Source organism: Agromyces sp. G08B096 (assembly GCF_040267705.1).
Classification (GTDB): Bacteria; Actinomycetota; Actinomycetes; order Actinomycetales; family Microbacteriaceae; genus Agromyces.
In genome coordinates this window covers 3,040,289-3,052,953 of sequence record NZ_CP158374.1, presented here as the reverse complement: position 1 = coordinate 3,052,953, position 12,665 = coordinate 3,040,289, and the positions used below count along the sequence as shown (strand labels likewise).

The window sequence follows — 12,665 nt, the reverse complement described above, 5'->3', positions numbered from 1 at the left end:
CTCCGTCAGTGGTTGCTCGGGAAGCCGAGGTTGATCTGCGACTCGGACGGGTTCGGCCAGCGGGTGGTCACGACCTTCGAGCGGGTGTAGAAGTGGATCGACTCGGGGCCGTAGATGTGCGAGTCGCCGAACAGCGAGTCCTTCCATCCGCCGAACGAGAAGGCGCCGATCGGCACCGGGATGGGCACGTTCACGCCGACCATGCCGACCTCGATGTCGAACTCGAACTGGCGCGCGGTGCGGCCGTCGCGGGTGAAGACCGCCACGCCGTTCGCGAAGCGGTTCGCGTTCACGAGCTCGACCGCCTCCTCGTAGGTGCCGACCCGGACGACCGAGAGCACCGGGCCGAAGATCTCGTCCTCGTAGACCTTCATGCCGGGGCGCACGTGGTCGATGAGCGAGGTGCCGATGAAGAAGCCGTCGCCGTCGAACTCGGCCTGCGTGCCGTCGACCACCACGGTCGCGCCCTCGGCGGCCGCGCCGGTGACGTACGACGCGACCTTGTCGCGGTGCTCGCGGGTGATGAGGGGACCCATCTCGCTCGAGGCATCCGTGCCGGCGCCGATCTTCAGCGCCGCCATGCGCGAGGCGACCCGCTCGATCAGCGGGTCGGCGACGTCGCCGACGGCGACGAGCACCGACACGGCCATGCAGCGCTCGCCGGCCGAGCCGTACGCGGCGGAGACGGCGGCGTCGGCCGCGGAGTCGAGGTCGGCGTCGGGCATGACGACCATGTGGTTCTTCGCCCCGCCGAGGGCCTGCACGCGCTTGCCGTTCGAGGAGGCCCGCTCGTAGATCGACTTCGCGATCGGCGTCGAGCCGACGAAGCTCACGGCCTTCATGACGGGGGAGTCGAGGATGGCGTCGACGGCGACCTTGTCGCCGTGCACGACGTTCAGCACACCCGCGGGCAGCCCGGCCTCCTCGAAGAGGCGGGCGAGGAACACGGAGGCGCCCGGGTCCTTCTCGCTCGGCTTCAGCACCACGGTGTTGCCGCAGGCGATCGCCGAGGAGACCATCCAGAGCGGCACCATGACCGGGAAGTTGAACGGCGTGATGCAGCCGACGACGCCGACGGGCTGCTTCACGGAGTGGACGTCGACGCCGCGGGCGACCTGCTCGCTGTGCTCGCCCTTCAGCAGGTGCACGAGCCCCGCGGCGAACTCGATGTTCTCGATGCCGCGGCTGATCTCGCCCTTGGCGTCGGAGAGCACCTTGCCGTGCTGGCTGGTGATGATCGCGGCGAGTTCGTCCTGCCGCTCGACGAGCAGCTGACGGAGCCGGAAGAACACGTCGGCCCGCTTCACGAGGCCGGTCGCCCGCCAGCCGGGCAGGGCGGCGGATGCCGCGGCGATGGCCTGTTCCACCTCCGCCGTCGAGGCGAAGGCGACCTCGTGCTGCTGCACGCCGGTCGCGGGGTCGAAGACCGGGCCGGTGCGCTCGGCGGCGCCGGCCTCGCGGCCGTCGATGTGGTGGCGGATGAGGCTCATGGGTGGTTCCTTCGCGTGCGCATCGGACAGATCGACCGGCCGTCGTCTAGGCTGGCGATCCTCAGTGTTGCAGAGCCCGAAGGGACACGCGGATGGCAGACCGTCGCGAAGGAGCGATGATCCGGACGGAACGTCCGTCACGCGCGGCGGCCGACCAGGGCCTGCCGACCGTGCGGGAGATCCTCGCCATCGACGCGGTCGCGGCCGGCGTTCCCGAGGTCCTCGTGGGCGACGACGCCGGCGATGCGCTCGGCGCTCGCGTGCGCTGGGTGCACGTGTCCGACAGCGCGGGAGTCGCCCGGCTCCTCGACGGCGGCGAGCTCCTCCTCTCGACGGGGTCGGGCTGGCCGGCCGAACCCGATGAGCTCCGCGGGTTCGTCGGCGGGCTCGTCGCCGCCGGGGTGGCGGGCCTTGTCGTGGAGCTCGGCGCGCACTACCGGTTCGTGCCCGCCGTCGTCGTCGAGGCGGCTCGCGAGCACGGGCTCGCCCTGGTGGCCCTGCACCGCGAGGTGAAGTTCGTGACGCTGACCGAGGCGGTGCACAGCCGCATCATCTCCGAGCAGACGGCCGCGCTCCGCGCCCGCGACGAGGTGCGTGAGCGGTTCACCGCCCTCGCCCTCCGGGGGTCGCCGGCCGACTTCATCGTCCACCAGATCGCGCGCACCCTCGACGCGCCCGTCGTGCTCGAGAACCTCGCGCACGAGGTGGTCGCCGCGGACGTGCCCGCGGCCGCGGAGGCGGCGCTCTTCACGGGCTGGGAGGCGCGCTCGCGATCGGCGCACCGCCGCGACGAGGAGCGTCGCGCCTCGGGTGGCGCGCCGGAGCCCGACGGCTGGCTCATCGTGCCCGTCGAAGCCCGCGGCATCCGGTGGGGCAGCCTCATCGCGCTGCCGGGGCCGGCGCATCCCGCCGGTCGATCGAGCGTGCTGGAGCAGGGGGCGATCGCGCTCGCGCTCGGCCGGCTGGCCGACGGCGAAGCCGACGAGTGGGCGCGGATCGGTCGCCGCCGGCTCGTCGACGACCTGCTCTCGGGGCGGTTCGCCGGGTTCGACGGCGCCGCGGCGCGCCTCGAGGCGGCGGGGCTCCCGATCGAGGGGTCGCGACTGCACGGGCTGGTCGCCGTGGGGGCGGCCGTGACGGCCGAGCGAGCGGATGCCGCGGCCCGGGCGCTCGGCGGACGGGCGCTGGTCGGCGCGGTGCCGGACGGGGCGGGCGGTCTGGGGCTGGGCTCCGCACCAGGGGCGGGCGCCGCTGTGCTGCTGTCGCTTCCGCCCGGTCGCCGGCTCGACGACGCGGCAGCGATCGGCCTCGCGCGGGGCCTCGTCGCCGATCCGTCGGCGGCCGACCGGCTCGTGCTCTCGATCGGCTCAGCGGCGGACGGGGTCGAAGGAGGCCTCGCCTCGCTCCAGGAGGCGGTCGACCTCGCCCGCGGTCGCGCGCCCCGCGGGCGAACGCTCTCGGGCCGCGGGCCGGAGCTCCGGCGTGCAGAGAATCGTCCCCTCGTCCGGCTCGTCGCGACGCTCCGTGACGATCATCGGCTTCTCGCGCACGGCGAGGCGATGCTCGCGCCCCTCGTCGAGCACGACCTCGCGCGCGGGGGCGACCTGCTCGACGTGCTCGCGGCGATGCTCGCACATCCGGGCAACCGCACGGCGGCGGCATCCGCCTCGCATCTGTCGCGGTCGGTGTTCTATCAGCGGATCACGCTCATCCAGGATCTGCTGGGCGTCGATCTCGACGACGGCGAGACGCAGACGGCGCTGCATCTCGCGCTGCTCGTTCGGAGGTCGGCCAGGCGGTGAGGCATCCCTAAACTTGCTATTGACAAGTTCACTTGCGAAGAGCAAGCTTGGCTCGAACCCGGGAACGCAATCGACCGAACCACGACCGGAGGACCCCATGTCCAGCAGCATCTTCGTGAACCTCACCACCACCGACCTCCCGCGGGCCAAGGCCTTCTACGAGTCGCTCGGCTGGAGCATCAACCCCGCCTTCACCGACGACAACGCCGCCTGCGTCGTCATCGACGAGCACCTGTACTTCATGGTGCTCACCCGCGAGTACTTCGCGACCTTCACCGACAAGCAGATCGTCGACCCCAAGACCCAGGCGCAGGTCTCGCTGGCCTTCACCCGCGACTCGCGCGAGTCCGTCGACGAGATCCTCGCCAAGGGACTCGCGGCGGGCGGCACCGAGCCGCGCGAGGCGCAGGACCTCGGGTTCATGTACTCGCGCGACCTCGACGACCCCGACGGCAACAACCTCTCCTTCCTGTACATGGAGCCGGCCGCCGCCGAGCAGGGCCCCGAGGCCTGGGCCGAGTCGCAGGCGACGGCCTGATCGCATGGCCACCCGCGCCGTTCGAGGCCTCGGCCAGTACAGCGGCGTCGCGCGCGCCGTGGAACGGATCGGTGAACGATGGGCGCTGCTCATCGTCCGCGACCTGCTCCACGGCGCGCGCCGCTACAGCGACCTGAAGCAGGGGCTGCCGCGGATCCCGACCAACATCCTGAGCGATCGGCTGAAGGAGCTCCAGGAGGCCGGTGTCGTCCGCCGGGTGCCGACCGTGCGCGGCGGCTACGAGCTCACCGCGTACGGCCGCGCACTCGAACCGGTGGTGCTCGAACTCGAGCGCTGGGGCTTCTCCGCGCTCGGCGAGCCCGGCGACGGTGAGATCGTCACCGCCGACGTGCTCGCCACGACGCTCCGCGCCGCCTTCCGGCCCGACGTCGCCGCCGGGCTGCCGCCGACCGAGTACGTCCTCCACGTCGCCGGCACCTCGGTTTCCGCGACCGTCGTCGGCGACCGGCTCGACGTCGTCCCGGTCGGGCCCGCCGCCCTCCCGCAACCGGCGCGGGCGGTGTCGGCCGAGCCGCCCGAGGCGATTCTCGAGCTCCTCGCCGACCCGGCGGCGCTGACGGGCCTGCTCGCCGGCGACGCCGATCCCGATCGGGTGTCGGTGCTCTCCGGGCGACCGGCGTTCCTCGAGCGTTTCACCCGCACCTTCCACATCGAGCCCGCAGGGCCTGTCGGCGGTGCGCGCGACGCGGAGGCGGCCGCGTCGGTCGCGTAGGGTGCGCGCCGGGGCGGGTGCTACGGGGCCAGGTAGACCTTCCGCAGCGTCCCGCGGACCGTCCACACCGTCCGCATGCCGGCGTCGAGCCGGAGGACCGACCCCGGCCCGAGCTCGACGGGCGGACCCGGCGGGTCGGTGAACTCGACCGTGGCGTCGCCCGAGAGCACGACGAACACCTCGTCGGCCTCGACATCGCGCATCGTCCCGGGGGTCATCTCCCACACGCCGATCTCGGGCGCAGCCGCCTCCGCGGCTCCGGCGTCGAGTACGGCCGACCCCGTCGTCGGCGCACCGGCCACGACCTGGTCGGCCGGCACCGGCTCGTGCGCGAGCGGCAGGGTCGAGGCATCCGTCGCCATGCCGGAGACGAGTCGCACCGCCGCGTCACTCGTCACGAGTCGAATCCGAGGCCGAGTGCGTCGAGGGTCTTCAGCAGCAGGTTGCGCTTGCCGGCGTTGTGGTCGGCCCGGTCGAGCGACCAGCGGGTGGCGTTGATGCCGATCGCCGCAGCGGGTTCGGGCGGGAAGGGCAGCGGGCGCTTCCGCACCATCTCGAGCGAGGTCCGTTGGTTCTCGCGGCGCTCCAGCAGATCGAGCATGACCTCGGCCGCGAAGCGCGTCGAGCCGACGCCGAGGCCCGTGAAGCCCGCGGCGTAGGCGACCCGGTGGTCGCGCGCGGTGCCGAAGAACGCGGTGAACTGCGTGCTCGTGTCGATCGCGCCGGCCCACTGGTGGCTGAACCGCACGCCCTCGAGCTGGGGGAAGGTCGTGAAGAAATGGCTCGCGAGCCGCCGCCACGACTCGGGTCGGCGCTCGTACGACTCCCGCACGCGGCGGCCGTAGTGGTAGATGGCGTCGTACCCGCCGAAGAGGATGCGGTCGTCTTGCGTGAGCCGGTAGTAGTGGAACTGGTTGGCGAGGTCGCCGATGCCCTGCCGGTCGCGCCACCCGATCGAGGCGCGCTGCTCGGCGGTGAGCGGTTCGGTCATGAGCACGTAGTCGTACACCGGCACGGTCATCAGGCGGTTGCGCTTCAGCAGCGAGGGGAACACGTTGGTCGCGAGCACGGCGCGGGCGGCATCGACGCGCCCGCCGTCGGTGATCACCTCGACGGCGCCCGTCGAGCCCGGCGTCTCGAGACGGCGGACGGGCGACCGCTCGAAGATCTCGACGCCGCGCTCCTCGGCGACGCGGGCGAGCTCGGCCGCAAGCCGTGCCGGGTGCAGCAGACCGTTCGTGCGCTGCTCCCAGATGCCGGCCAGGTAGGTCGGCGAATCGACCGCTGCCCGCACCTCGGCCTCGTCGAGGAAGACCACGCCCTCCTCGCCGCGCGACGCCGCCTCGGCGGCCCACTCGTGCAGCCATTCGACCTGGTGCGGCTCGACGGCCGGAGCGAGCTGCCCCGTCCGTTCGAACTGGAAGTCCATCCCGTAGCGGGTCTCGGCCGCCTCGATCGCGTCGAGGTTCTCGAGGCCGAGTCGTTCGAGGAGCGGCATCTCGCGCGGCCAGCGGGAGACGCCGTTGTCGTAGCCGTGCGTGAGGCTCGCCTCGCAGAACCCGCCGTTCCGACCGGATGCCGCCCAGCCCACGCGCTTCGCCTCGACGACCACGACGTGCGCGTCAGGGTGGCGCTCCTTGGCGAGCAGTGCGGTCCAGAGTCCGGTGTACCCGCCGCCGACGACGACGAGATCGGCCACGCGGGTCCCCGTCAGCCGGGGCCGGTCGGGCTTCAGCCCCTCGGGCAGGTCGTCGCGCCAGAACACGGCGTGTCGGGCGCCGTCGAGCGCGTGCTCGACGACGGAGTCGGACGGTCGGCGTCGTTCGAAGACGGTCGTGCCCACGGAAATCACTCCGATGCGGTTGTGGTGCCTTCATCCTCGCGGTCGCGGGGGTGCCGGCGCCACTGCCGGGTGTCGCGATCGGATGCCTCGGCGGGACGGGTCGTCCGGCCGGGGCATCCGATCGCCGGCAGGCGCAGTGGAGCGATCAGGCCTGCCCGCCCTCGACGAGGATGACGGGCTCGTGGCGGATCGGGAAGTTCACCGACCGCGCGATGAAGCAGAAGTCGCCGACCCGCTCGTGCACGGCCGCCGCGGCCTCGGGGTCGCTCTCGGCGCTGATCGTGACCCGCGGTCGCAGGGTCACCTCGCTGAACGCGCCCGCTCCGCCCGGCTCCTCGCCCATGGTGCCCGTGGGCGCATCCTCGTACGCGGTCACGACGACCCCGGCCGTCGACGCGAGGTGCAGATACCAGAGCAGGTGGCACTGGGCGATGGAGGCGACGAGCAGCTGCTCGGGATTCCAGCGCGCGGGATCGCCCCGGAACGAGGGGTCGGAGGAGCCGGGGATGTCCGGCAGCCCGGGCGCGGACAGTACGTGGTCGCGGCGGTAGCCGCGGTAGCTGCGGTTGCCGTCGCCGTCGTTGCCGGTCCAGGCGAGCTCGATGGCGTAGTGGTGGTCGCGGGTCATGGGGCCTCCTGGGGTTCGGTGATGGTGCTGGTGTCCAGCGCGTGGTGCTCGGCGACCGCGGCGGCGGTGCGCGCGTCGCCGGCGCGGATGGCTCGGAGCAGTGCGAGGTGCTCGTCGTGGACCGCGCGGACGCGGGCGGGGCGGTGGAGTTCGGCGCGCGTAGAGATCTCGATCTGATCCCAGAAGCGCGCGAGGGTCTGGGCGATGACCGCGTTGCCCGCGAGCTCGGCGACGTGCTCGTGGAACCGGCGGTTGCGGGTCGTCGCGAGGGCGAGGTCGCCGGCTCGGGTCGCCGCGTCGGTCTCCTCGGCGAGTCGGTCGAGCTCGGCGAGGTGCGCCGGCGCCAGGAGCCCCTCGCGCTGCAACCGGGCGAGCCGGGCGGCCGCGGCGGCATCGAGCGCGGCGCGCGCCTCGAACACCTCACGGAGCTCGGCGGGCGATCGGCGCCGGACCCGCACGCCTCGGCCTTGGGCGAAGACGAGCCCTTCCGCTTCGAGACGTTGCAGCGCCTCCCGCACCGGGGTGCGGCTGACGCCCAGTCGCTCGGCGATGGCGCTCTCGCTCACCCGGTCGGCGTCGTCGAAGGCGCCGCGGATGACGAGGTCGCGCAGTGCGTCGGTGACGGTGGCCATGCCGTCAGTATTGCATGCAATAGAGAATAGTGCATGCAATGCGTCACGGCTCGCGCGGCGCGTGCGCCTCCAGGAACTGGTAGACCTCGGTCTGGTCCACGCCCGGGAACGTTCCCGTCGGCAGGGCCGCGAGGAGGCTCGTCGGCGTGCGGGCGGCCGGCCACGAGGCATCCGCCCACGTCTCGGCGAGCGCATCGGGCGCCCGCCGGCAGCAGGACTCGTCGGGGCAGCGCGACACCGCCCGATGCGGTGTCTCGCGGCCGCGGAACCACTTCACGTGCTCGAACGGCACGCCGACCGAGACCGAGTACTCGCCCTCCTTCGCCTTCTCGATGCGGGAAGTGCACCAGAACGTGCCCGACGGGGTGTCGGTGTACTGGTACCAGGGGCTGAACCGGTCTTCGACGTCGAAAACCGTGCGTGCGGTCCAGTTGCGGCACACGGTCGTGCCCTCGACGGCGCCGAGTGCATCGGAGGGGAACCGCACGCGGTCGTTCTCGTACGCCTTGATGATCGTGCCCGACTCGTGCACCTTCATGAAGTGGACGGGGATGCCGAGGCGGGCCGTCGCCAGGTTCGTGAATCGGTGCGCGGCGGTCTCGTATGAGACGGCGAAGTGGTCGCGGAGCTCCTCCATGGAGATGCGCCTGAGGTTCTTCGCCTCCGTGAGGAAGCGCACCGCCGCCTGCTCGGGCAGCAGGATCGCGGCCGTGAGGTAGTTCGTCTCGATGCGCTGGCGCAGGAAGTCGCCATAGCTCGACGGCTCCTCGTGCCCGAGCACGTGCGAGGCGAGGGCCTGCAGGATGGGCGAGCGCGAGTCCCGCGAGGGCGACTGCTGGGTCGGCAGGTAGATGCGGCCATGGCGTTTGTCGGTCACCGAGCGGGTGGAATGCGGCAGGTCGCCGACGTAGTGCAGCGAGAACCCAAGGTGGTTCGCGAGGTCGGCGACGAGCTGGTGCGACACGGGGCCCCCGGCGTGGCCGACGGCGTCGAGCAGCTCGGCCGCCTTCGCCTCCAGCTCGGGGGAGAAGTTGTCCCGGGCGCGCATTTCGGCGCGGAGTTCGGCGTTCGCCCGCCGAGCCTCCTCCGGCGTCGCCGCCCGCTCGCGGTGCAGCCGGTCGATCTCGTGGTGCAGCGCGAGGATCGTCTCGAGCGTCTGGTCGCTCATCGTCTTGGAGACCCGGAAGGGCGCGAGGCCCAGCGCCTGGAACACCGGACCCCGCTGCGCGCGTTCGACGGCGATCTCGAGGGCGGCCCGCTCCGACGGGGCATCCGGCCGCAGCAGCTCATCGGCGGTGGTGCCGAGCGCGAGGGCGATGGTGCGCAGCATCGACAGTCGCGGCTCGCGCTTGCCGTTCTCGATCGCGCTGACCTGCGACGGCGCGCGGTCGATCGCGGTGGCGAGCTGGCCGAGGGTCATCCCGATCGCGGTGCGACGGTCGCGGATGCGTCGGCCGAGCGTGAGGGCATCGACCTCGCCCGCCGAGGTCTCGGGCTCGGTCTCGGCGCGCGCGTGGAGCGCCTCCGTGCCGGTTCGATCCGCGATGACCATGCCTCGATGGTCACACGGGCTCCCCGGCGCCGCAAACGGAAGAACTGCGGAAGTTCTGTAACGACGACGAGGATGCCCCGGGCAGAGGCATCCTCGTCGCCGTTCGTGCCGCGAAGATCGCGGATCGTTCAGGCGAAGTCGAAGACCGGCGGGAAGGCCAGCACGACGATCGCCGCCCATGCGAGGTAGACCGGCAGGTACGACATCTGCCAGCGCTCGACCGCGCCGAACCCGCGACGGCCGCGCACGAAGCCGAGCTGCAGCCACAGCGCCCGGGCGAGGTTCGCCGCGAGGATGAGGTTCAGGCCGAGCGACGCGGTCTTGTTCGCGCTGAAGCCGAACTCGCCGGTGCGACCGATCATCGCGATGAGCACGACGACGTCCACGACGAGCGCGCTCGCGAGCATGAGCACCTGCAGCCGGTCGAACCAGCCGGGCGCCGCGAGCGGGTCGCGCGCCGAGATCGAGTAGACGAGCAGCGCGACCACGACGATGAGCACGAGGTCGAAGGCGATCAGCAGGTCGCGGCTCGCGTCGACGAGGTTCCACTGCACGAGGGCCGCCACGATGAGGGCGAGCATCATGACCGTGACGAGCGGGGTGAAGACCTTGGTGAGCACCGGGGCGATGTTCTCGATCACCCGCTGCTTCGCCTCCACGAGCCACGCCGCCACGAGCACCGCGCCGGCCGCGCCGCACGGCAGCACCCAGTCGAGCACGAACCACGAGACGTCGACGCCGATCGCCGCGAAGACCGCGATGGTGAGGCCGGAAAGCGCCCCGCCGCCGAGCGCGAGGAGCACGAAGTAGACGAACCACTCCCCGCTGAAGCGCACGAAGTCCATCCGGGGCCGCTCGCCGCGCCACTCGCCGCCGCTGTAGGCGAGCCCCGTCACCAGCCACAGTGCGACCGCCGCGTGGATCGAGGCGAGCACCTCGGTGGCGCCCATCGGGTCGAACGGGAACGCGTTCAGCACGACGGCCGCGAGCACGAACGAGCCCGCGACCACGGCGGCCGGCACGAGGGCGAGCCGGCGCTGCCAGGCGAAGTACGCCGCGAGGAACGGCAGCACGAGGAGCACCGCGTTGCGAAGGAAGAACGACGGGTCGCTCGCGAGGTCGAGCCCGGCGAGGGAGGGCGCCTTGATCGCGAGGCCGGCGCCGACGCCGAGTCCGAGCGCCACCGCGAGGCCGGTCGCCCGGCGCGGCCGCGGCGCGGATCCGGTGCCCGCGCTGCCGCCAACGCGCGGGCCGCCGTTCGCCGGCGCGTCGCCCAGCACGAGCTGCTTCCAGAGCCGCTCGGAGTGCTCGCGGGCGTACTCGCGGGCGAGGTCGTCGATGCGGCCGAGCCGCTTCACCGCGACGAGGAACGCCTCGTCGCCCGAGAGGCCGCGGGCCGACAGGTCGTCGACCCGGTCGCGCAGGTGGCCCTCGAGCTCGTCGACATCGGCCTCGGTCACGGCGTCGCGGCGGAGCATCCACGCGCGCCAGGAGCCGATGAGCGCCTCGAGGTCGTCGGTGCCGGGGGTCTGCTGCGTGGCATCCGTCATCGCGCTCACCCCTGTCCGTACGCGAGGCTCGCGCGAGGGCCGCCGTCGGGCGGCCAGACGCGGTTCAGCACGTCGCCGACGATGGTCCACTGCCGGCGCTGCTCGGCGAGCGCGGCGGCGCCCGCCGCGCTCAGCCGGTAGTGCTTCCGCGCGCGGCCCGAGTCGGACTGCCGCCACTCCGACTCGATGTGGCCGAGCCGTTCGAGCCGGTGCAGCAGCGGGTAGAGCATGCCGTCGCTCCACTGCAGCTCGCCGTCCGAGAGGTCGGCGATGCGCTGGAGGATGGCGTACCCGTACGACTCGCCGTCGGCCAGGATGCCGAGCACGACCGGGGTCGCGGCCGCTGCGACGAGGTCTTTGCCGATGCGCATGGCGCCTCCATACCTTGAAGATCTACGTACCTAGAGCTACAAGGTATCACGCCCGTGCTGCGAGCGGTTCAGAGCGCGGGGCGCAGCTCCTCCGCGAAGAAGCGGATGAATCCCTCGGGGTCGGGCCCGTTGTTCATCAGCACCACATGGTCGTAACCCGCCTGCTCGTACTCGCGGATCGCCTCCAGGTGGCGCGCCGCGTCGGGACCGCATGGCATCGCCGCCGAGATGTCCTCCTTGCGCGCGAGCGACGCGGATGCCTCGAAGTTCGCCGGATTCGGCAGCTCGCTCATCACCTTCCAGCCGGTGAGCGACCACCGGGCGGAGGCGAACGCGGCGTCGATGGCCTCCGCTTCGGTCGGCGCCCACGCGAGACCGACCTCGCCGTACCGCGGCCCGGTGCCGCCCGCGGACTCGTATGCCTCGTGCAGCTCGGGTTTCGGCTCGGTGCCGAACATGCCGTCGCCGAGCTCCGCCGCGAGGCGCGCGGCGCTCGGCCCGCCGGCCGCCACCGCGATGGGCGGCAGGATGTCGGGCAGATCGAAGACCCTGGCGTCCTCGAGGTCCAGCCACTCGCCGCGGTACGACTGGTAACCGCCCTCCCAGAGGAGCCGGATGATCTCGATCGCCTCGCGGAGCATCGCCTGCCGGTCCGCCACGGCCGGGAATCCCCGGCCGACGACGTGCTCGTTCAGCCGCTCGCCGCTGCCGAGCCCGAGGGTGAATCGTCCGTCGGAGACCAGCTGCAGGGTCGCGGCGGCCTGCGCGATGATCGCCGGGTGGTACCGCACGGTCGGGCAGGTCACACCGGTCGCGAGCCCGATGCGCTCGGTCTCGGCGGCGATCGCGCCGAGCACCGTCCACGCGAACGGCGAATGCCCCTGCGAGTCCAGCCAGGGATGGTAGTGATCGCTCATCTCGACGAAGTCGAACCCGGCCTCCTCAGCGAGCCGCGCCTGCCGACGGAGCTCCGCGGGGCCGTACCCCTCCGCCGCGAGCTTGTAGCCGTACTGGGTCATGTCACGCCTCCGTTCGTCTCGGAACGTGCACGCTACGCGCGGGCGGTGCCTGCCGTCAGGGCGTTGCGGGCTCCAGCTGGGCGAGGTAGTGCACGTTCGTCATGATGCCGAGCACGGTACCGAACGGATCGACGACGGATGCGGTGACGAACCCCGGCCCGTGCTCGGTGATCGGGGAGAGTTCGGTCGCGCCGAGCGAGACGAGCCGCTCGAGCGAGCCCTCGAGGTCGTCGACGTGCCAGTGGACGATCGCGCCGGCCGGTCCCTCTCCGAGCGTCGCCGGAGCGAACCGGCGGTCGATGAACCCCAGCTCCTGCTGATGGTCGCCGATGCGGAACTCGACGTACGCGGGGCGTCCGTCCGGACCGTCGCGATGGAAGTAGGGCTCGATGCCGAGGACCTCGGCGTACCACGCGGCCGCCGCGGCCGGGTCGTCGACATAGCAGTTCGCGGTGGCGATGCCTCGCAGCATGGGGATCTCCTTCAGTCGGGGCGACCGGTCGTCAC

The 12,665-nt window shown here is 72.2% G+C and carries 13 protein-coding genes; 3 read left to right on the top strand and 10 right to left on the bottom strand.

Annotated features, from left to right (window positions below):
* Nucleotides 1–5 precede the first annotated feature (5 nt).
* Nucleotides 6–1,490 (bottom strand): CoA-acylating methylmalonate-semialdehyde dehydrogenase, encoded by a 1,485-nt coding sequence (locus ABIQ69_RS14560; RefSeq protein WP_350347847.1) that lies wholly within the window; start codon nucleotides 1,488–1,490, stop codon nucleotides 6–8.
* Nucleotides 1,491–1,582: 92 nt separating this feature from the next.
* Between ABIQ69_RS14560 and ABIQ69_RS14555 the strand changes: the two genes are divergently transcribed.
* From ABIQ69_RS14555 to ABIQ69_RS14545, 3 genes are all read left to right on the top strand, one after another.
* Nucleotides 1,583–3,292: a PucR family transcriptional regulator gene (locus ABIQ69_RS14555; RefSeq protein ID WP_350347846.1), complete on the top strand. Its 1,710-nt coding sequence runs from the start codon at nucleotides 1,583–1,585 to the stop codon at nucleotides 3,290–3,292.
* 97 nt (nucleotides 3,293–3,389) lie between these two features.
* On the top strand, nucleotides 3,390–3,830 hold the full coding sequence (locus ABIQ69_RS14550) for a VOC family protein (RefSeq protein WP_350347845.1): 441 nt from the start codon (nucleotides 3,390–3,392) through the stop codon (nucleotides 3,828–3,830).
* Between the two features lie 4 nt (nucleotides 3,831–3,834).
* The gene (locus tag ABIQ69_RS14545; RefSeq protein WP_350347844.1) at nucleotides 3,835–4,563 is read left to right on the top strand and encodes a helix-turn-helix domain-containing protein; all 729 of its coding nucleotides are present in this window, start codon (nucleotides 3,835–3,837) and stop codon (nucleotides 4,561–4,563) included.
* Nucleotides 4,564–4,583: 20 nt separating this feature from the next.
* On the opposite strand, the gene ABIQ69_RS14540 is transcribed toward ABIQ69_RS14545, so the two are convergent.
* The 9 genes from ABIQ69_RS14540 to ABIQ69_RS14500 all read right to left on the bottom strand — a co-directional run bounded on the left by ABIQ69_RS14540 (nucleotide 4,584) and on the right by ABIQ69_RS14500 (nucleotide 12,630).
* On the bottom strand, nucleotides 4,584–4,961 hold the full coding sequence (locus tag ABIQ69_RS14540) for a cupin domain-containing protein (RefSeq protein WP_350347843.1): 378 nt from the start codon (nucleotides 4,959–4,961) through the stop codon (nucleotides 4,584–4,586).
* The gene (locus ABIQ69_RS14535; RefSeq protein WP_350347842.1) at nucleotides 4,958–6,406 is read right to left on the bottom strand and encodes an FAD-dependent oxidoreductase; all 1,449 of its coding nucleotides are present in this window, start codon (nucleotides 6,404–6,406) and stop codon (nucleotides 4,958–4,960) included. The genes ABIQ69_RS14540 and ABIQ69_RS14535 overlap by 4 nt, the downstream gene beginning before the upstream one ends.
* A gap of 145 nt (nucleotides 6,407–6,551) precedes the next feature.
* Nucleotides 6,552–7,034 carry an OsmC family protein gene (locus ABIQ69_RS14530; protein ID WP_350347841.1) on the bottom strand — a complete coding sequence of 161 codons (483 nt, stop codon included), beginning with the start codon at nucleotides 7,032–7,034 and terminating at the stop codon, nucleotides 6,552–6,554.
* Nucleotides 7,031–7,666: a GntR family transcriptional regulator gene (locus tag ABIQ69_RS14525; protein ID WP_350347840.1), complete on the bottom strand. Its 636-nt coding sequence runs from the start codon at nucleotides 7,664–7,666 to the stop codon at nucleotides 7,031–7,033. Before ABIQ69_RS14525 ends, ABIQ69_RS14530 begins: the two co-directional genes overlap by 4 nt.
* Nucleotides 7,667–7,709: 43 nt before the next feature.
* Nucleotides 7,710–9,218, bottom strand: a complete 1,509-nt coding sequence (locus tag ABIQ69_RS14520) for a helix-turn-helix domain-containing protein (RefSeq protein WP_350347839.1) — start codon at nucleotides 9,216–9,218, stop codon at nucleotides 7,710–7,712.
* A gap of 128 nt (nucleotides 9,219–9,346) precedes the next feature.
* Nucleotides 9,347–10,768, bottom strand: a complete 1,422-nt coding sequence (locus ABIQ69_RS14515; RefSeq protein WP_350347838.1) for a permease prefix domain 1-containing protein — start codon at nucleotides 10,766–10,768, stop codon at nucleotides 9,347–9,349.
* A gap of 5 nt (nucleotides 10,769–10,773) precedes the next feature.
* Nucleotides 10,774–11,139 carry a PadR family transcriptional regulator gene (locus ABIQ69_RS14510; protein WP_350347837.1) on the bottom strand — a complete coding sequence of 122 codons (366 nt, stop codon included), beginning with the start codon at nucleotides 11,137–11,139 and terminating at the stop codon, nucleotides 10,774–10,776.
* Nucleotides 11,140–11,207: 68 nt separating this feature from the next.
* Nucleotides 11,208–12,158, bottom strand: a complete 951-nt coding sequence (locus ABIQ69_RS14505) for a TIGR03557 family F420-dependent LLM class oxidoreductase (RefSeq protein ID WP_350347836.1) — start codon at nucleotides 12,156–12,158, stop codon at nucleotides 11,208–11,210.
* Between the two features lie 55 nt (nucleotides 12,159–12,213).
* The gene (locus ABIQ69_RS14500; RefSeq protein ID WP_350347835.1) at nucleotides 12,214–12,630 is read right to left on the bottom strand and encodes a VOC family protein; all 417 of its coding nucleotides are present in this window, start codon (nucleotides 12,628–12,630) and stop codon (nucleotides 12,214–12,216) included.
* Nucleotides 12,631–12,665 lie beyond the last annotated feature (35 nt).